Consider the following 17,665-nt stretch of genomic DNA (forward strand, 5'->3'; position numbering starts at 1 on the left):
TCTCCTTCAGACCCGGTAGACGTCTTCGACGGCGGTGAGGAAGGCGTCCTCGGGTGTCAGCCGCGCGGCGCAGACGCCCTGGTCGTGGCAGTGGCGCAGGAAGGCGTCCAGGGTGGTGTGGTTGGCCGCGACCCCGTAGGGCCAGCCGAAGCCCGGAAGCGACGGGTCGCCGGCGGTCTGCGGCAGCCACGGCACCGGGATCCGCGACACGGCGGTGTCGGTGAGGCGTTCCAGGCTGGCGTCGCGGGCCCGGCAGAACGCCTTGAACAGCGCGGTCGCGAGCCAGGAGTGCTCCTCCAGCAGGCGCCGCCGGACGGCGACCGTGTGCATGATCGGGTAGATGCCGGTCGCGTCGTAGTAGGCGCGCTCGCGGTCGCGGGCGTCGGCCAGCAGCGGACGGAACGGGCCGCCGGGCTCGCGGGCGGTGATCAGCGCGTCCAGCTCCCCGGCGGCGAGCATCCCGGTCAGCGACCGGTCGGTCACCGAGGTGATCGCGACACCGGACGGCAGGCGCGGCGGGACGTGCTCGCGCCGTCCGGGCTGGCGCAGCCCGGCCTGCGTCCAGGCGATCTCGTCCAGCCCGACGCCGTGGTGCTCCAGGACGGCCCGCGCGTACACCCCGGCGGTCTGCACCCATTCGGGCACGCCGACCCGTTTGCCCGCCAGGTCCTCCAGCGCGGTGAGCGGCGAGTCGTCGCGGACGACGAACGCCCGGTGCCGGAACACCCGCGAGGTGAACACCGGCAGCGCGACGAACGCGTCGCCGCCGTCGGCGCGGTACTGGGCGTAGCGCGCCATCGACACCTCGGCGACGTCGAACTCGCCGTGGACGAAGAACCGGTGGAAGATCTCCTCGACCGGCAGGACCATCCAGACCGGGTCCGCGCCGTCCACCGGGACGGCCCCCGACACCAGGTCGCGGACGTGGTCGTAGTCGGCGGTGGCCACCGACAGCCGTACGGAACTCAAGAATCGCACCCTTTCCTAGCCGAGCGGGACGAGCCGGACCTTCTCCGGCGCCACGCGGACGGTCACGTCCCGTCCGGGCTCGATCGACAGCGACGGGTTGGACCGGCAGCGCACGCTCCGGTCGCCGACCCGCACGACGTGCTCGGTCGCCTCGCCGAGGAACGCGCGGGCCGTCACGACGCCCGCCAGCTCGTTGTCCCCGGCCGGCGGCGCCGCCGGGTCGTGCGGCGCGAGCGACAGGTCCTCCGGACGCAGCGACACCAGCAGGTCGGCGCCGGACGCGGCGTCCACCCGGTCGGCCGAGCGCAGCACGGCGTGCCCGGCGCGGACGCTCGTCCCGTCCGGCCCGGCGCCCGCGACGACGGCGGGCAGCAGGTTGGACGTGCCGATGAAGTCCGCGACGAACCGCGAGTTCGGCCGCTCGTAGATCTCGCGCGGCGTCCCCATCTGGACGATCTTCCCCCCGTTCATCACCGCGATGACGCTGGACATCGCCAGCGCCTCGACCTGGTCGTGCGTGACGTACACGGCGGTGAGCCCGAGGTCGCGCTGGAGCCGCTTCAGCTCCATCCGCATGGACTCGCGGAGCTTGGCGTCCAGGTTGGACAGCGGCTCGTCCAGCAGCAGGAGCTGGGGTTCGATGACGAGCGCGCGGGCGAGCGCGAGCCGCTGCTGCTGCCCGCCCGACAGCTTGGTGGCCGGACGGTCGGCGAACGCGTCCAGCTCGGTGACCGCGAGCACCTTCTCGACGCGCGCCCGGATCTCCGCGCGCGACGGCCGCGCCCGCCGCTTGGCCAGCTCCAGCGGGAACGACACGTTCTTGGCGACGGTCATGTGCGGCCAGATCGCGTACGACTGGAACACCATGCCGAGCCTGCGCTCGTCGGCGGGGACGTCGACGTTCTCGGCGGCCGAGTACACCAGCCGGTCGCCGATCGTGATGCTGCCGCCGCTCGGGGACTCCAGGCCCGCGACCGACCGCAGCGTGGTGGTCTTGCCGCATCCGGACGGGCCGAGCAGCGTGAACAGCTGGCCGGGGGCGACGTCGAAGCTCACGCCGTCCACGGCCCGCACGGCGTCCTCGGCGCGGGCGCGCCGGCCGCCGCCCGCGTAGTCGATGATCAGGTCCTGCACGTGGAGCATGACGATCTCCGTTAGTCGAGGTCGACGCCGAGGCGTCCGGCGACGGCGACGAGGGCGGTCACGAGCACGCCGAGGAACGCGCACAGCAGCACGCCCATCGCCGCGACGCTCGTCAGCGATCCCTCCTGGTACTGCTCGAACACCCGGACGCCGATGACCTCGGTGCCGGGGCTGTAGAGCAGGATCGAGCTGGACAGCTCGCGGAACGACACGACGACGATGTAGAGCCCGCCCGCGATCAGGCCCGGCCGCGCCAGCGGCAGCAGGATCCGGCGCATGGTCGTCCACCAGGACGCGCCGAACACGACCGCCGAGTCCTCCAGCTCGGCCGACACCTGCTGCATCGCGGTGTTGGCGTAGCGGACGCCGTAAGGCAGGAACCGCGTGACGTAGGCGATGAGCAGGATCCAGAGCGTCCCGTAGACCGGGATCGGGGACCGCAGGTAGACGAACGCGAGCCCGAGGCCGAGCACGAGGCCCGGGATGACGAGCGGGGTGAACGCGAGGGCGTCCACGGCCGTCGCGGCGCGGCTGCGCGAGCGGACGACGATCCACCCGGTGAACGCGCTGAGCGCCATCACGACGACGGCCGCGCCGAGGCCGAGGACGGTCGAGTTCCGGACGGCCGTGAGCGTCGTCCCGCTGGACAGCACGGCCGAGAAGTTGTCGAGCGTGAACCCGGCGGTGGACAGCGACGGCGTCCGGTAGGTCTTCAGCAGCGACGCGTAGACGAGGATCGCGACGGGCGCGAGCACCGCGACGGCGAAGTAGGCGAGCGTCAGCGCCCCGACCGCGCCGCGCATCCGGCCGAGCCGGATCCGCCGGGGCCGGAACGCCTTGCCGGTGACGGTCTGCGCGGCGCCGCGCGAGATCCGGCGGCTCAGCACGACGCCGACGGTCGCGACGGCCAGCAGGCCGAGCGACAGCGCGCCCGTCGCCTGGTAGTCGATCGGGTACTGCTGCATGAGGAAGTAGATCTTGCTGATGAGGACGTAGACGCCGTCGTGCAGCCCGAGCATCGCGGGGACCTCGAAGCTCTCCAGCGACTGCACCGCGACGATGAGCGTCGCCGCCGCCAGCGCGGGCCGGACGAGCGGGAGCGTGATGCGGCGCAGGATCACCGCGCGGCCGAGCCCGCAGGTCTGCGCGGACTCCTCCAGCGAGGCGTCCGTGGAGCGGAACGCAGCGGACATCAGCAGGAACACGAGCGGCGTGGAGTGGATGCCCTGGACGAACATCATCCCGCCGACGCCGTAGACGTTGAACGGCGTCACGCCGAGGACCGCGTCGCTCATCCGGTTGAGCAGCCCGATGTCGGGGCTCGCCAGGAAGATCCAGGCGGGCACGTAGGCGACGCTCGGCAGCGCCAGCGGGATGATGGACGACAGGAAGAACAGGCGCCGGAAGGGGGCGTCGGTGCGGACGTGCGCGTAGGCCATGAGCGTCCCGCACGCGACGGCGACCAGCGTGGACCCGGCGACGTACAGGGCGGTGTCGCCGACGACGCCCCCGAGCTGGGAGTCGGCGTACGCGCGGCGGAACCCGGCGAAGGTGATGCCGCGCTCGTCGCTGAGCGCCCCCCACACCAGGTAGGCCAGCGGGACGAGGACGAGGTAGCCGACGACCGCGACCGTGCCGACGCCGACGAACGTCCGGGCTCCGGCGCGGCGCCGGCGGGGCGCCGGGGACGGCGCGCGGTCACGCGGCGGTGCGGTGGCCAGGGTCATGGTGTCTCACCCGCTCTCACGGCTTGACCGGGTCGTGGTGGCGCAGGAGGTTGTCGTACGCCTTGGACCAGGGGCCGGACTCCCGCACGTACTTCGCCGTGTCCACGGTGACGGTCCTGGCGTCGGCGGGCAGCAGCGGCCGGTAGCCGGGGACGGCCGACGGGTTGGAGACGATGTCGTTGTCGTGGGCGTAGACGGCCTGGGCGTCGGTGAGCAGGAAGTCCACGAACAGCAGCGCGGCGGCGGGGTGCGCGGCGCGCGTCATCGGCGCGGCCCCGGACGGGACGAGCACGATCGGCTGCACGGCGGCGTCGACGGCCAGCGGCGCGCCCTTGGCCCGGGCGGTGAGCGCGAGCCGGTTGTAGGCGGTGACGCCGACCGCGCCCTCGCCCGCCGCGAGCAGGTCGTTGAGCTTGACGTGGCCCTGGACGGTCCGGGCGTTCGCGGCGATCCCCTTGAACAGCCTGGTGATCTCGGCGTCGCTGCGGCCCTGCTGGGCGAAGTAGTCCCAGAGCGTCATGTACCAGTTGGAGTCGGACAGCTCTAGGGCGAGCTTGCCCTTCCACCGGGGGTCGGCGAGGTCTTCGAAGGTGCGGGGCGCGTCGGCCTCCGACACCTTCTTCGTGTTGCGCACCACGGTGATGGCGTTGAAGCGGGTCGTGACCCACCCGGCGTTGATCCGCGCCTGCGGGCTGAGCCGCCCGCGGATGTCGCTGTCGTAGCGGGACAGGATCTTCTTGTCGGACAGGACGCCCAGCTCGAAGTTGGTGGCGTCGACGACGTCGTTCTTCGGCTTGCCGGCGCTGTCCTCCTGGAGGACGCGCTGGAGCAGGTCCTCGCTCTGGGCGCGGAAGACGTTGACCTTGATGCCGTACTTCTTCGCGAAGGGCCCGGCCACGAGGGCCTGGAGCTTCTCGTTGCTGGTGTAGACGTCGACCTCGCCCTCGGCCTTGGCGGCCTTGACGAGGGCTTCGGTGCGCGCGGGCCCGGTCAGCCGGGCGAACTTCGCGTAGGTCGCGACCTTGGAGTCCGACGCGGACGCGGGGTCGGCGCTGCCGGTCGGCGGGCCGCCGCACGCCGCCGCCAGGACGACGGCGGACAGGGCGGCCGGAAGGCCGCCGGACAGAACGCTGCGCAGGGGACGCATGATCCTCCTCGATCCTGCTCGGGTGTCCGCAGGGGGGTGCCAGGGGACCGCGCCGCGGTGCGCGGCCCGGTCGTTCCGTATACGGACTACCTGTGGGCAAGGTATGAGACCCACATCACGGTGTCAACACCCGGGATCGAGTCGCCGCAGCAAGAGACCGCTAAACAGCCCGCCCTTGACGGAGTCGCCGCCCCGACCTACCGTGAGCGATCTAGTCCGTGTACGGACTAATTTGACCCGGAGGCCACCGCCCCGCCGCCGAGGAGAGGACCATGACGACAACCCGATTCGACGACGACGAACCCGACCTGGACGCGCTGTACGCCGACCTGGCGGCGGCCGACCTCCAGCCGCTGTGGCGGCAGGCGGGCCTGCTCCCCCCGGCCCCGAATCGCCTCGGCCCCCACCGGTGGGACGGCCGGACCCTGCGCGCGCTCGCCGAGCGCGCGGGCGCGCTGGTCGGCATCGACCGGGGCGGCGACCGCCGCGTCCTCGCCCTGTCCCACCCCGACCTCGGCGGCCTCCCGTTCGCCACCCACACGCTGTGGGCGGCCGTCCAGTACCTCAAGGGACACGAGAGCGCCCCCGCCCACCGGCACAGCCCGGCCGCGCTGCGGTTCGTCCTGGAGGGCTCGGGCGTCTGGACGCTCGTCGACGGCGACCCGATCGCGATGGAGCCCGGCGACCTCGTCCTCACCCCCGGCAACACCTGGCACGAGCACCGCAGCCGCGGCGACGAGCCGATGATCTGGTTCGACGGGCTCGACCTGCCGCTGGTCCGCGCCCTGGACGCGGTGTTCTTCGAGCCCGGACCCGACGACCTCACGCCCTTCTCCCCCGGCGACCCGTGCCGTTCGGAGGAGCGCTTCGGCCGCGTCGGGCTCCGGCCCGCCGGCGAGGCGGCGCCCGGACGGCACTCCGCCCTGCTCGTCTACCGCTGGGACGCCACCGACGCCGCGCTGCGCGCCCAGCTCGCGTCCACCGGACGGGACCACGCCCGCGTCCGCTACACCGACCCCGCCACCGGCGCGGACGTCATGCCGACCCTGCGCGCCGAGCTGCAGCGGGTGCTCGCCGGAGGCCGCACGACCGCGACGCGCACGGTCGGCAGCGCCGTCTGCGTCGTGCACCGGGGCGCGGGGTCCTCGCTCGTCGGCGGGCACCGCGTCGACTGGACCGCCGGGGACGTGTTCGTCGTCCCGTCGTGGGCGTGGGCGCAGCACCGCGCGGACGCCGACGCCGACCTGTTCGTCCTGTCCGACACGCCGGTCATCGAGGCCCTGGGCCTCGGCCGCCGTGCGGAACGATCCGAAACCGAGGAGAACACCCCCATGCCCGGCATTTCCCGCGTCGGCGGCACCTCATGACCGTCCGGCACCGCGTCGGACGGCTCGTCGTCGGCGGCGGCATCGGCGGCCTGACGGCGGCGCTCGCGCTGGCCCGCAACGGCGTCCCCGTCCACGTCCTGGAACAGGCCCCCGAGTTCAGCGAGATCGGCGCGGGCGTGCAGCTCGCCCCGAACGCGCTGCGCGTCCTGGACCGCCTCGGCGTGCTCGGCGACGTGCTGCGCGAGGCCGTCCGGCCGCCGCAGGCCGTGCTCATGAGCGCCGTGACCGGCGAGCGGATCACCGCGATCGACTTCGGCGCCGAGTTCCAGGCCGCCTACGGGCACCCCTACATCGTCACCCACCGCTCCGACCTGCTCGCCGCGATCCTCGACGCGTGCCGCGCCGAACCCGCGATCACGCTGGAGACGGGACGGAGCGTCCGGTCGGTGCGGCAGGACGGCGACGTCGCCGTGGCCGTGTGCGCCGACGGCGCCGAGTACCGGGCGGACGCGCTCGTCGGCGCGGACGGCCTGTGGTCGGCGGTCCGCGCCCACACGATCGGCGACGGCGACCCCGCGTACATCGGCGACGTGGCCTACCGGGGCACGATCCCGACCGCCGCGATCTCCGACCGGGCGGGCAAGGACAACATGACCTGGTGGATCGGGCCCGGCCTGCACCTCATCCAGTACCCCGTCCGGGGCGGCGAGCTGTTCAACCAGGTCGCGGTGTTCTCCGCCGACGAGCGGGGCCCGGCCGAGGAGTGGGGGCCGCCGGACGAACTCGACCGCGCGTTCGCCGCCACCACCGGCCACGTCAGCGAGGGCGTCCGGCTGGTCAACCGCGACCGGCGCTGGGTCCTGCGCGACCGGCCGCCCGCCCGCGCGTGGTCGCGGGGCCGCGCCACCCTGCTCGGCGACGCCGCCCACCCGATGGCCCAGTACCTCGCGCAGGGCGCGTGCCAGGCGCTGGAGGACGCCGTCGTCCTCGCGGACCTGCTCACCGCGCACGGCGCGGACGTGCCCGCCGCGTTCGCCGCCTACGAGGCCGAACGCGTCCCCCGGACCGCCGAGGTCCAGACGTGGGCGCGGCGGATGGGCGAGATCGTCCACGCCCGCGGCGTCACCGCGCTGCTGCGCGACGCCCTGCTCGCCGACCGCGACGCGCGCGACTTCCGCTACACCGACTGGCTCTACGACTACCGGACCGACGCCCGGCCGCAGGCCCCCGCGTCGGCGGGCTGAGAGGAACCCATGAGACTCGTCACCTACGACGACGGCCGCGCCGGCGTGCTGCGCGGCGACCGCGTGGTGGACCTCGGCGGTCGCACCATGCTGGACGTCATCACCGGCGGGATCCCCGGCGGTGTCCCCGAGGCCGCCGGCACGCCGCTGGACCGGGTGCGGTTGCGCGCCCCGGTCCTCGACCCCTCGAAGATCATCGCCGCGCCGGTCAACTACCGCGACCACCAGGCCGAGATGAGCGTGGACTCCCAGGTCGGGGTGCTCGGCTTCTTCCTCAAGGCCCCGTCGTCGATCCTGGACCCGGGCGGGACCGTCCAGCTCCCCTACCACGACCGCCGCTTCGACCAGGAGGGCGAACTCGCGCTCGTCATCGGGCGGACCGCGCGGCGCGTCGGCGAGGACACGGCGCTGGACCACGTGTTCGGCTACACCGGCCTGCTCGACATCACGATGCGCGGCGGCGAGGACCGCTCGACCCGCAAGTCCTTCGAGACGTTCACGCCGATGGGTCCGGTCCTCGTCACCGCCGACGAGTTCGGCGACCCGGCCGACGTGGACCTGCGCTGCTGGGTGAACGGCGATCTGCGCCAGGACGCCAACACGCGCGACCTCATCTGGAGCGCCGCCCGCCTGGTGTCGTACGCCTCCTGGGTGACCACTCTGCACCCGGGCGACATCATCACGACCGGGACGCCCGCCGGGGTCGGGCCGCTCGCGGCGGGCGACGCGATCCGGCTGCGGCTGTCCGGGCTCGGCCCGGACCTCGCCGTCGCCGTCCGCGCCGACGCCGCCGTCGCGTCGCACACCGCCGGACGCGACCGGGGGCCCGTCCCGCCGCCCCCGCCGGTCCCGGGCGCGGCCCGATGACCGCGCCCGCCGGGCCGCTCGCGGGCCTGCGCGTCCTGGAACTCGGCAGCCTCATCGCCGGGCCGTACGCGGGCCGGATCCTCGCCGACTTCGGCGCGGAGGTCATCAAGATCGAGGACCCGGGCCGTCCGGACCCGCTCCGCGAGTGGGGCGCGGCGCGGCACCGGGGCCGCACGCTGTGGTGGTCGGTGCAGAGCCGCAACAAGCGGCTCGTCACGCTGGACCTGCGGTCCGCCGAGGGCCGGGACGCGCTGCTCACGCTGGTCGAGTCGTCCGACGTCCTGGTGGAGAACTTCCGGCCCGGGACGCTCGAACGCTGGGGGCTCGCGCCCGACGTCCTGTGGGAGCGCAACCCCGGCCTCGTCGTCGCCCGCGTGTCGGGCTACGGGCAGACCGGGCCCGGCCGGCACCGGCCGGGGTACGCGTCCGTCGCCGAGGCCGTCGGCGGGCTGCGGCACCTGGCGGGCTTCCCCGACCGTCCGCCGCCGCGCCTCGGCGTCTCCCTCGGCGACAGCCTCGCCGCCATGATCGCCGTCCAGGGGATCCTGATGGCGCTGTACTGGCGGGACGCGCGGGCGGGCACCGGGCAGGTCGTGGACGTGTCGCTGGTCGAGGCGTGCTTCTCCCTGCTGGAGGGCGTCGTCCCCGAGTACGCCGCGACCGGCGCGGTGCGCGGCCCGACCGGGACCGCGCTGCCCGGCCTCGCGCCGTCCAACCTGTACCGCACCGCCGACGGCCGCTGGGTCGTCGTCGCGGCGAACCAGGACACGGTGTTCGCCCGCCTCACGGCGTGCATGGACCGCCCGGACCTCGCCGCCGACCCGCGCTTCGCCACGCACACCGCCCGCGGGGCGCACCAGGAGGAGATCGACGCGATCGTCCAGGAGTGGACCGGGAAGCACGACGCCGACGCTCTGCTCGACCTCCTGGCGGAGGCGGCCGTGCCCGCCGGGCTCGTCTACACGGTCGCCGACATCTTCGCCGACCCGCTGTTCACCGAGCGCGGGATGCTGCTGCCCGTCGAGGATCCCGAACTCGGCGAGATCGTCATGCCGGGCGTCGTGCCGAAACTGAGCGCGAGCCCCGGCGCCGTCCGCTGGCCGGGGCCGCTGACCCCCGGCGCGCACAACGCCGAAGTGCTCGGCGAAGGGGGAACGCCGTGACGGACGTGGAGATCGTGGAGGTCTGCCCGCGCGACGGGCTCCAGAACGAGGACCGCACGGTCCCCACCGCCGACAAGATCAGGCTGGTGCGGGACCTCGCCGCCGCCGGGGCGCGGCGGATCGAGGCGGTGAGCTTCGTCCATCCCCGGCGCGTCCCGCAGATGGCCGACGCCGAGGCCGTCCTCGCCGGGCTCGGGCCCGTGCCCGGCGCGCGCCTCATCGGGCTCGTCCTCAACCGGCGCGGCGTCGAGCGGGCCGTCGCGACCGGCGCGCTGGACGAGATCAACTACGTCGTCCCGCTCACCGACGCGTTCGGCACGGCGAACCAGGGGCGCACGACGGCCGATGCGCTCGCCGAACTGCCCTCGATCCTCGGGCTCGCGGCCGACGCGGGGCTGCGGACGACCGTCACGCTCGCCGTCGCGTTCGGCTGCCCCTACGAGGGCGACGTCCCCGTGGACCGGGTGCGGGAGGCCGCCCGCGCGGTCGCGGGCGCCGGGCCGGACGAGCTGGCCCTCGCCGACACGATCGGCTGCGCCGTCCCCGCCGACGTCACCGCGCGGCTGCGGGCCGTCCGCGCGGTGTGCGGGCTGCCGCTGCGCACCCACTTCCACCAGACGCGGCTCACCGCGCTCGGCAACGTCCACGCGGCGCTGCTGGAAGGGGTGACGGTCCACGACGCGAGCGCGGGCGGCATCGGCGGCTGCCCGTTCGCGCCGGGCGCGGCGGGCAACGCCGCCACCGAGGACGTGGCGTGGATGCTGCACCGCAGCGGCCACCGCACCGGGATCGACGTCGACGCGGTCACCGGCGCGGGCCGGTGGATCTGCGACGTGCTCGGGGTGGCGCCGCGCTCGGCGCTGGCGCAGGCGGGGCCGTTCCCCGCTACGGCGCCGCCTCGTGCGCCCGGGTGAGACGCGCCATCAGGTCCGTGAACCGCCGGCGCTCCCCCGCGGGCAGGGGCGCCAGCAGTTCCGCCTGGACGGCGACCACGGCGGCGGCGCGGTCGATGAGGAAGTCACGGCCCGCCGCCGTCAGGCCGAGCAGGTTGCGGCGCCCGTCGCCCGCGTCGCGGGTGCGCTCCACCCAGCCGCGCTCCTCCAGGCGCGCGACGACGTCGCCGCCCGTCGACTTGTCCAGCGAGACGCGGACGCCGAGCGTCCGCTGATCCAGAAGCGGTTCCCGGTGGAGGCTCAGGAGCACGCTGTACTGCACCGACGTGATGGACGAGGACACCGACCGCGTCCACAGCGTCGTGTGGACCTGCTGGGCGCGGCGGACCAGGTGCCCGGGGTGGCGGTGCAGCCGCTCCGCCGGGATCGCGCCGTCGTCCGCGGCGAGGGCTTCGTCGTCCGGCGCGGGCCCCTGGTAGGCGACGCGGCTCAGCAGCCCGAAGAGTTCGTCGCGCTCGGCCGCGTCAAGGGGGTCCAGCAGCCGCCGCTGCACCTCCACGACGGCGGGGGTCGCCTGGACGAGCGCCAGCCTGCCGCGCGCCGCGAGGCAGACCGGACGGCGGCGGCCGTCCTTCGGGTCCCGCTGCCGCGTGACCAGGCCCCGCCGGACGAGCCGCGACACGACGTCGGCCGTGGTCGACTTGTCCAGCGACATCAGGTGGCCGACGGTCTTCTGGTCGAGCTTCCCCTGCTGCCCGACGACCAGCAGGATCCCGTACTGGACGGACGTGAGCCCGACCAGCACGTGCTGCTGCCACAGGCCCGTGTGCGCCTGCTGCACGCAGCGGATCAGATGTCCGGGCGCGGTGCCCAGCACGGGGAGAGAGGCGTCGGCGGGGGCGGTCACGCGAAAATACTACGTGTACGCACCAACCCACGTCGAACACGCGCCGGAACACCGGGCCGGTCAGGCGCCGGCGGCTTCGAGGAGGTCTTCGAGGTCGTGGACGGCTTCGAGGGTGCACAGGCCCGTGAGGACGAGCGTCGCGGCGACGGCGGCGATGAGCAGGACCCGGCGGCGCGGGGGCGCGGCCATCAGCGCGGCGACGCGGCGCGGCAGGGGGCCGCCGGCGGCGAGTTCCGTGCCGGTGATGCCGAGCGCGGGGGCGGACTTGTGTGGATTGTCGGCTTTGAGGAGGGCCGCTTTGGCGACCGTCCGGGCGACCAGGCGGCGGTCGCCGCTGGCGCGGGCGGCGTGCTCGTCGGCCCAGCGTTCGACGGTGTAGGAGACGGCCCGGCTCACCGGCCTCAGGAGGGGGTTGAGGGACGCGGCGAGGTGGCCGACGGTGGTGAACCAGTGGTGCCGGTGGCGCAGGTGGGCGCGCTCGTGGGCGATGAGGGCGACGCGTTCGGCTTCGGTGAGGCCGTCGAGCATCCGGGTGGAGACGACGATGCGCCCGGGGAGACCGGGGAGGGTGAACGCGTCGGCCGCCGGGTCGTCGATGACGACGAGATCGCCGGTGCCGGGCAGGCTGCGGGCCTGGCGGGCGGCGGCGAGCAGGGCGCGTCCGCGGTGCCAGAGCGCGCGGACGGTCGCGAGCGCCGCCGCGGTGAGGAGGAGTCCGGCGGCCAGGGACACGAACCGGGACGTCGGGTCGGTGCTCGCCAGGACGGTGCGCGACAGCCTGCCCGCCTCGGTGACCAGGGGGATGCGGACGAGCCCGGCGATGGCGAGCAGGCCGAGCGTGATGGTGCTGGCCGTCGCGAGGACCAGCGCGGTCGCGGTGAGGAGCCAGGTGGCCGGACGCGGGTCGAGCCGGGCGGCCAGCCAGCGGGCCGACAGCGCGGCGGCCAGGGACGGCAGCAGCGGCAGGTAGACGGCCAGGTGCACGCCCGTCACTCCCGTCCGTCGTCGGAGGCCAGCAGGCGGCGGAACAGGGCCTCGTCGCGCGGCGACAGCTCGCCGACGAACCGGGCGAGGACCGCGTCGCGGTCGTGCTCGTTCTCCAGGACCTCCCGCATCCGGCGGGCCGCCATCCCGGGCGCGTCCAGGACGGGACTGTAGGCGTAGGCGCGGCCCGAGCGCTCCCGGTTCAGCGTGCCCTTGGCGTACATCCGGGACAGGACGGTGACGACCGTCGAATAGCTCAGTTCGCCGCCCATCCGCTCGGCCACGTCGCCGGGCGTCAGCGCCGCGTCCGCGCTCTGGAGCACGGCCAGCAGCTCGGCCTCCAGCGCGCCGGCGGGGCGGCGCGCGCCCGTGCCCTCGTCCACGGCGAACCTCCGGGCGTCTTCGAGCATCTACATGGTGTAGAACTTCTACATGGTGTAGATGTCACTGTATTCGATCGGGCGACCCCAGGAAACGAGGAGCCATGACGGCGGCGCTCAACCCGCTGGACGCGACGTCCCTGCTGTCGAGTCTCGGCGCGTTCGGGGTGTTCCTGGTCCTGTTCGCCGAGACCGGGCTGTTGATCGGGTTCTTCCTGCCGGGCGATTCGCTCCTGTTCACCGCCGGCCTGCTGTGCACGACGTCGGCGACGGGCAAGGTCCATCTGTCGTTGCCGCTGGTGCTGCTCGCGGCGGTGGCGGGCGCGCTGGCCGGCGCGCAGACCGGGTTCTGGATCGGACGGCGGGGCGGCCGGCCGCTGTTGGCGCGCTCGCGCAACGAGCATCTGCGGCGGGGCGCCGCGCGGGCGGAGGAACTGCTGCGCTCCTACGGGCACGGCAAGGCGATCGTGCTGGCCCGGTTCATCCCGGTCGTGCGCACGGTCCTCAACCCGATGGCCGGCGCGCTGGACGTTCCGGCGAGGGTGTTCACGCTCTGGCAGGCGGCCGGGGGGCTGGTCTGGGCGGTCGGCGTGACCCTGGCCGGATACGCGCTCGGCTCCACGATCCCCGGCGTGGACGCCTACCTGCTCCCGATCGTCGCGGTGATCGTGGTCGTGTCGGCCGTTCCCGTGCTGCTCGAACTGCGCCGGAACCGCCGCCGGCCCGGCGGTCCCTCGTGACGCCCGGCCCGTCCCCGCGCTCCGCCCACCGCCGCCCCGGCGGCCGTCCGGAAGGCAGACCCGCATGACCGCCATCACGATCGGCCAGGCCGTCGTCCTCGGTGTCGTCGAGGGGCTGACGGAGTTCCTGCCCGTCTCCTCCACCGGCCATCTGAAGATCGTCGAAGGGCTGATGAAGATCCCCGTCGACGACGACTCCGTGGTCGGGTTCACCGCGGTCATCCAGGTCGGCGCGATCGCCGCCGTCCTGCTCTACTTCTTCTCCGACATCGCCCGCATCGCCGGAGCCTGGCTGCGCGGCGTCGCGAACAAGGAGCAGCGCCAGAACCACGACTACAAGTTCGCCTGGTGGGTCATCTACGCCACCATTCCCGTCGTCCTGGTCGGCCTGGCCGCCAAACCGCTCATCGACGGGCCGCTGGCCTCGTTGTGGGTGGTCGCCGGATCGCTGATCTTCGGCAGCGGGTTCATGTGGGCCGCCGACCGGTACGGCCGCCACAAGCGGGGCGAGGCCGAGGCCACCCTCGCGGACTCACTGCTGGTCGGCACCTCCCAGATCCTCGCGCTGCTGTTCCCCGGCTTCTCCCGCTCGGGCGCCACGATGTCCACCGGGCTGCTGCGCGGCCTGGACCGCGTCGCCGCCACCCGGCTGTCGTTCTTCCTCGGCATCCCCGCCCTCACCGGCGCGGGCCTCTACGAACTCAAGGACGCGCTCGGCACGGGCACCGCGACGGGCCCGCTGCTGGTCGGCACCCTGGTGTCGTTCGTCGTCGCCTACGCCTCCATCGCCTGGCTGCTGCGCTTCGTCGCCCGCCACACCTTCAACGCCTTCGTCCTCTACCGCCTCGCCGTCGCCGGTCTGCTCCTCGGCCTCCTCGCGAGCGGCGGCCTCTCCGCCTGACCGCCGGGCGCATGGCTCTCATCGCGGTGTGCGAGGACGACGCGGCGGTGCGCGACGTCCTCAAGCGCGTCCTCGAACACGACGGGCACCGCGTCTCGGTCGCCGCCACGGCGGACCGCCTGCTGCGCGCGCTCCACCCGGTCCCCGACCTGGTCGTCCTGGACCTCGGGCTGCCGGACGCCGACGGCCGCGACGTCTGCCTGGCGCTGCGGGCGCGCGGCGTCGACGCGCCCGTCCTGATGCTCACCGCGCTGGACGGCGTGCACCACAAGGTGGGCGGCTTCGAGGCCGGGGCCGACGACTACGTGACCAAGCCGTTCGACGTCCCGGAACTGCTGGTCCGGGTGCGCGCCCTGCTGCGCAGGACGACCGTGCGCCCCACGCCGAGCGGCGTCGTCCTCGATCCGGCCAAGCACGTCGTGACCTACGGTTCGCGGAGCGAGAGCCTGACGCCGACCGAGTTCCGGCTGCTGGGCCGGCTCACCGCGTCGCGGGGCGAGGCCGTGCGCCGCCACGCCCTGGTCGCCGCGGGCTGGCCGCACGGCGCGCGGGTCAGCGACAACACCCTCGACTCCTTCGTCCGCCGCCTGCGCGCCAAGCTCGGCGCGCTGGGCGCGGCCGATCATCTGAGGACGGTCCGCGGGGTGGGGTACCGATGGGAGTGACGGGCTTCCGGGGGCAGGTCGTCGCGCTCACCGTGGTGATCGCGACGGCGGTGGTGGCGGTCCTGGTGGTCGTCTCGCACGTGCTGCTGAGCCGGGTGACCGACGCCGACTCGCGGGGGCTCGCGCGGACGCGGGCGGAGGCGGTCGCGGCGAACGTCACCGTGCGCGGCGGTCGCGTCGTGATGACCGAGAACGGCAACGAGGCCCTGGACACGGTCGCGTGGGTGTACGCCGACGGGCGCCTCATCGACGGGATCGCGCCGGACGGCGTCCTCGACCACGTCGAGGAGCTGGCGGGCTCCGGGCGGTCCCGGACCGTCACGGCCGACAATCACCTCTTTCACTCCCGGGCGATCTCGATCGAAGGTCACCGGGCGGTGGTGGTCGCGGGCGTCGATCTGACGCCCTACGAGGCGTCGGAGCGGCGCGGCCTGGCGCTGTCGCTCATCCTCGGGGGCCTGTCGATCCTGCTCGCGGGCGCCGTCGCCCACCTCGCGGTGCGCCGGGCGCTGCGGGTGGTCCACGCCATGGCCGCGCTCGCCGACGACTGGAGCGACCACGAACCCGGGCGCCGCTTCGACCTCGGCGTCCCCCGCGACGAGTTCGGGGAACTCGGACGCACGCTCGACCGCCTCCTGGACCGCGTCGACACCGCGCTCGCCGACGAACGGCGGCTCACCGACGAGATCGCCCACGAGCTGCGGACGCCCATGACCGTCCTGCGCGGTGAGGCCCAGTTCGCGCAGCTGTCGCGCCGCGAGCTGGCGCCGGAATCGGTCCTGCGGGAGGTCGAACGGCTGGACACGGCGGTCAGCGCGATCCTCGGCACCGCCCGGTCGGGCGGCGACGTCGGCGCCCGCTGCGATCTGCGGGCCGCAGCACGGCGGGCCGTCGCGGGACGCCCGGTCGACGTCGCCGTTCCCGCCGGCGTCGACGTCGCGGTGGCGGCCGAACTCGTGGTGGCCGTCCTGTCGCCCCTGCTCGACAACGGGCTGCGGCACGCGGCGTCGCGCGTCCGGATCACGGCGCGCGTCCGGGCCGGGGACGTGGTGGTCGAGGTCCTCGACGACGGTCCGGGATTCGATCCGGCGCAGGTCGGGCGGGCGTTCGAGGCGGGCGTCACCGGGGGCGGCGGGCACGGGCTGGGGCTGGCCGTGGTCCGGCGCCTCGCCGCGTCCGCCGGCGTGGACGTGCGCGCGGTCGCCGACGGCCACGGCCGCGTCGCGGTGACCCTGCCCCGGGCGTCCCGGTAGTCAGGTTACGGGCAGGTGCGGCGGTCCAGCCTCTCCGCATGACGACGACAAGCGCGGTGCGCTCGCGGCGCGGGCGGCTCCTGCTCAACAAGGTTCCCGAGGTCACCGTCTGGTTCTGGGTGATCAAGATCCTCTGCACGACCGTCGGGGAGAGCTTCGCCGACTGGATCGACATGAAGCTGGGCGTCGGCCTGGTGAACACGGCCCTGATCTTCACCGCGGTCTTCGTGGTGGTCCTGGCCGTGCAGCTGCGGCTGAAACGGTACGTCCCGTTTCCGTACTGGCTCACCGTGGTGGTCGTCAGCGTGACGGGCACGCTGTACACCGACATCCTGACCGACCAGCTCAACGTGCCGCTGTGGATCAGTTCGGCGGTGTTCTCGGTCCTGCTCGTGGCGGTCTTCGGCGTGTGGTGGCTGCGCGAGCGGACGCTGTCGATCCACGCGGTCGCGACGCGGTCCCGTGAGTCGTTCTACTGGCTCACCGTTCTCGTCACCTTCGCGCTCGGCACCGCGACCGGCGACTGGACCCTCGACCTCACCGGCTGGAGTCCGGGAGCGTCGGTCCTGCTGCCGCTCGGCCTCATCGCGGCGATCACGGTGCTGTGGAAGTTCGGCGCGAACCCCGTGCTGTCCTTCTGGCTCGCGTACATCCTGACCCGCCCGCTGGGCGCCAACATCGGCGACTGGCTCGCCTCGCCCAAGGTCGCCGAGTCCCCGGGCGACCCGACGGGGCTCGCCCTGGGCACCTTCACCACGAGCCTGATCTTCCTCGGGCTGATCCTGGCGACCGTCCTCTACCTGACCGCCACGCGGGCCGACGTCACCGAGACCCATCGGGCCGCGCAGGACCCGCACGCCCCCGGCGATCCGCGCAGGGAACGCGTCGCGCTGGCCGGGTTCGGCGCTCTCGCCGTCGCCACGGCGGTCCTGCTGACGGTGGCGCACAACCGGCCGCACGTCACTCCGGCGCCGGAGACCGACGCCACCCCGACCGTGCAGCTCGCCCCCGGCCAGGCCGCCGAGAAGTTCCCGCCCGCCAAGGTCGCCAGGCTGAGGGCGCTCGCGTCCACCGCGCTCGCCGACGCGCGGTCGGGGAACGCGAAGGGGGCCCACGCAGCCGCCAAGGCGCTGCGCGACCTCTGGGACGCCGACCAGAAGTCCCTGCAGCCGCTGGACGGCACCGGCTGGACGTTCATCGACGCGCAGCTGGACCAGGTCCTCAAGACCTTCGGCATCGACCACTCCAACCCGCCGATGGCGCCGGCGAAGCAGGAGGCCGAACTCACCACGCTCCTCGCGGACCTGCGCTGACGCACCCGATCGGCGCCGTCCTCGCCGCGCCCCGCGGCGAG

17 protein-coding genes are annotated in these 17,665 nt (G+C 74.0%); 10 read left to right on the forward strand and 7 right to left on the reverse strand.

Going from position 1 to position 17,665, the window contains the following annotated elements; genetic code table 11:
* Positions 1–6: 6 nt before the first annotated feature.
* Genes GQ466_RS25620 through GQ466_RS25635 form a run of 4 tightly spaced genes read right to left on the reverse strand, consistent with a single transcriptional unit; the run spans position 7 to position 4,986 of the window.
* Complete coding sequence (locus GQ466_RS25620; RefSeq protein ID WP_161105596.1) at positions 7–969, reverse strand: PhnD/SsuA/transferrin family substrate-binding protein; 963 nt, start codon at positions 967–969, stop codon at positions 7–9.
* A 15-nt stretch (positions 970–984) separates the two neighbouring features.
* Positions 985–2,112, reverse strand: a complete 1,128-nt coding sequence (locus GQ466_RS25625) for an ABC transporter ATP-binding protein (protein WP_161105597.1) — start codon at positions 2,110–2,112, stop codon at positions 985–987.
* An 11-nt stretch (positions 2,113–2,123) separates the two neighbouring features.
* On the reverse strand, positions 2,124–3,839 hold the full coding sequence (locus GQ466_RS25630; RefSeq protein ID WP_161105598.1) for an ABC transporter permease: 1,716 nt from the start codon (positions 3,837–3,839) through the stop codon (positions 2,124–2,126).
* Between the two features lie 16 nt (positions 3,840–3,855).
* Entirely contained in the window at positions 3,856–4,986 is a 1,131-nt protein-coding gene (locus tag GQ466_RS25635; RefSeq protein WP_161105599.1) for an ABC transporter substrate-binding protein, read from the reverse strand.
* 272 nt (positions 4,987–5,258) lie between these two features.
* Between GQ466_RS25635 and GQ466_RS25640 the strand changes: the two genes are divergently transcribed.
* Genes GQ466_RS25640 through GQ466_RS25660 form a run of 5 tightly spaced genes read left to right on the forward strand, consistent with a single transcriptional unit; the run spans position 5,259 to position 10,502 of the window.
* Positions 5,259–6,353, forward strand: coding sequence for a cupin domain-containing protein (locus GQ466_RS25640; protein WP_161105600.1), 1,095 nt, complete (start codon positions 5,259–5,261; stop codon positions 6,351–6,353).
* On the forward strand, positions 6,350–7,558 hold the full coding sequence (locus GQ466_RS25645) for an FAD-dependent monooxygenase (protein WP_161105601.1): 1,209 nt from the start codon (positions 6,350–6,352) through the stop codon (positions 7,556–7,558). Before GQ466_RS25640 ends, GQ466_RS25645 begins: the two co-directional genes overlap by 4 nt.
* A gap of 9 nt (positions 7,559–7,567) precedes the next feature.
* A complete protein-coding gene (locus tag GQ466_RS25650; RefSeq protein WP_161105602.1) occupies positions 7,568–8,425 on the forward strand; it encodes a fumarylacetoacetate hydrolase family protein in 858 nt (285 codons plus the stop codon).
* Positions 8,422–9,588 (forward strand): CaiB/BaiF CoA transferase family protein, encoded by a 1,167-nt coding sequence (locus tag GQ466_RS25655; RefSeq protein ID WP_161105603.1) that lies wholly within the window; start codon positions 8,422–8,424, stop codon positions 9,586–9,588. The genes GQ466_RS25650 and GQ466_RS25655 overlap by 4 nt, the downstream gene beginning before the upstream one ends.
* The gene (locus GQ466_RS25660; protein ID WP_161105604.1) at positions 9,585–10,502 is read left to right on the forward strand and encodes a hydroxymethylglutaryl-CoA lyase; all 918 of its coding nucleotides are present in this window, start codon (positions 9,585–9,587) and stop codon (positions 10,500–10,502) included. Before GQ466_RS25655 ends, GQ466_RS25660 begins: the two co-directional genes overlap by 4 nt.
* Here GQ466_RS25660 and GQ466_RS25665 read toward each other — a convergent pair.
* The 3 genes from GQ466_RS25665 to GQ466_RS25675 are packed head-to-tail and all read right to left on the reverse strand — an operon-like array spanning position 10,474 to position 12,782.
* Entirely contained in the window at positions 10,474–11,388 is a 915-nt protein-coding gene (locus GQ466_RS25665; RefSeq protein WP_161105605.1) for a MarR family transcriptional regulator, read from the reverse strand. The two genes, GQ466_RS25660 and GQ466_RS25665, sit on opposite strands and share 29 nt — an antisense overlap.
* 60 nt (positions 11,389–11,448) lie before the next feature.
* Positions 11,449–12,381, reverse strand: coding sequence for a M48 family metalloprotease (locus tag GQ466_RS32980; RefSeq protein ID WP_161105606.1), 933 nt, complete (start codon positions 12,379–12,381; stop codon positions 11,449–11,451).
* Entirely contained in the window at positions 12,378–12,782 is a 405-nt protein-coding gene (locus GQ466_RS25675; protein WP_161105607.1) for a BlaI/MecI/CopY family transcriptional regulator, read from the reverse strand. The genes GQ466_RS32980 and GQ466_RS25675 overlap by 4 nt, the downstream gene beginning before the upstream one ends.
* Positions 12,783–12,856: 74 nt before the next feature.
* Here GQ466_RS25675 and GQ466_RS25680 point away from each other — a divergent pair, with 74 nt between their 5' ends.
* The 5 genes from GQ466_RS25680 to GQ466_RS25700 all read left to right on the forward strand — a co-directional run bounded on the left by GQ466_RS25680 (position 12,857) and on the right by GQ466_RS25700 (position 17,624).
* Positions 12,857–13,492, forward strand: coding sequence for a DedA family protein (locus tag GQ466_RS25680; protein WP_161105608.1), 636 nt, complete (start codon positions 12,857–12,859; stop codon positions 13,490–13,492).
* A 64-nt stretch (positions 13,493–13,556) separates the two neighbouring features.
* Positions 13,557–14,393: an undecaprenyl-diphosphate phosphatase gene (locus GQ466_RS25685; protein WP_161105609.1), complete on the forward strand. Its 837-nt coding sequence runs from the start codon at positions 13,557–13,559 to the stop codon at positions 14,391–14,393.
* An 11-nt stretch (positions 14,394–14,404) separates the two neighbouring features.
* The gene (locus GQ466_RS25690; protein WP_161105610.1) at positions 14,405–15,058 is read left to right on the forward strand and encodes a response regulator transcription factor; all 654 of its coding nucleotides are present in this window, start codon (positions 14,405–14,407) and stop codon (positions 15,056–15,058) included.
* The gene (locus GQ466_RS25695) at positions 15,049–16,311 is read left to right on the forward strand and encodes an ATP-binding protein (RefSeq protein ID WP_161105611.1); all 1,263 of its coding nucleotides are present in this window, start codon (positions 15,049–15,051) and stop codon (positions 16,309–16,311) included. Before GQ466_RS25690 ends, GQ466_RS25695 begins: the two co-directional genes overlap by 10 nt.
* Positions 16,312–16,349: 38 nt before the next feature.
* The gene (locus GQ466_RS25700; protein ID WP_161105612.1) at positions 16,350–17,624 is read left to right on the forward strand and encodes a COG4705 family protein; all 1,275 of its coding nucleotides are present in this window, start codon (positions 16,350–16,352) and stop codon (positions 17,622–17,624) included.
* Positions 17,625–17,665 lie beyond the last annotated feature (41 nt).

Origin of the sequence: Actinomadura rayongensis (assembly GCF_009831215.1) — a bacterium.
Lineage (GTDB): Bacteria > Actinomycetota > Actinomycetes > Streptosporangiales > Streptosporangiaceae > Spirillospora > Spirillospora rayongensis.

What these genes read in the sequence shown, in the direction of transcription:
- GQ466_RS25640 (WP_161105600.1), top strand. Translation starts at nt 5,259, where the DNA reads ATGACGACAACCCGATTCGACGACGACGAACCCGACCTGGACGCGCTG.
- GQ466_RS25650 (WP_161105602.1), top strand. Translation starts at nt 7,568, where the DNA reads ATGAGACTCGTCACCTACGACGACGGCCGCGCCGGCGTGCTGCGCGGC.
- GQ466_RS25625 (WP_161105597.1), bottom strand. Translation starts at nt 2,112, where the DNA reads ATGCTCCACGTGCAGGACCTGATCATCGACTACGCGGGCGGCGGCCGG.
- GQ466_RS25635 (WP_161105599.1), bottom strand. Translation starts at nt 4,986, where the DNA reads ATGCGTCCCCTGCGCAGCGTTCTGTCCGGCGGCCTTCCGGCCGCCCTG.
- GQ466_RS25655 (WP_161105603.1), top strand. Translation starts at nt 8,422, where the DNA reads ATGACCGCGCCCGCCGGGCCGCTCGCGGGCCTGCGCGTCCTGGAACTC.
- GQ466_RS25630 (WP_161105598.1), bottom strand. Translation starts at nt 3,839, where the DNA reads ATGACCCTGGCCACCGCACCGCCGCGTGACCGCGCGCCGTCCCCGGCG.
- GQ466_RS25700 (WP_161105612.1), top strand. Translation starts at nt 16,350, where the DNA reads ATGACGACGACAAGCGCGGTGCGCTCGCGGCGCGGGCGGCTCCTGCTC.
- GQ466_RS25680 (WP_161105608.1), top strand. Translation starts at nt 12,857, where the DNA reads ATGACGGCGGCGCTCAACCCGCTGGACGCGACGTCCCTGCTGTCGAGT.
- GQ466_RS25685 (WP_161105609.1), top strand. Translation starts at nt 13,557, where the DNA reads ATGACCGCCATCACGATCGGCCAGGCCGTCGTCCTCGGTGTCGTCGAG.
- GQ466_RS25690 (WP_161105610.1), top strand. Translation starts at nt 14,405, where the DNA reads ATGGCTCTCATCGCGGTGTGCGAGGACGACGCGGCGGTGCGCGACGTC.
- GQ466_RS25675 (WP_161105607.1), bottom strand. Translation starts at nt 12,782, where the DNA reads ATGCTCGAAGACGCCCGGAGGTTCGCCGTGGACGAGGGCACGGGCGCG.
- GQ466_RS25645 (WP_161105601.1), top strand. Translation starts at nt 6,350, where the DNA reads ATGACCGTCCGGCACCGCGTCGGACGGCTCGTCGTCGGCGGCGGCATC.
- GQ466_RS25695 (WP_161105611.1), top strand. Translation starts at nt 15,049, where the DNA reads ATGGGAGTGACGGGCTTCCGGGGGCAGGTCGTCGCGCTCACCGTGGTG.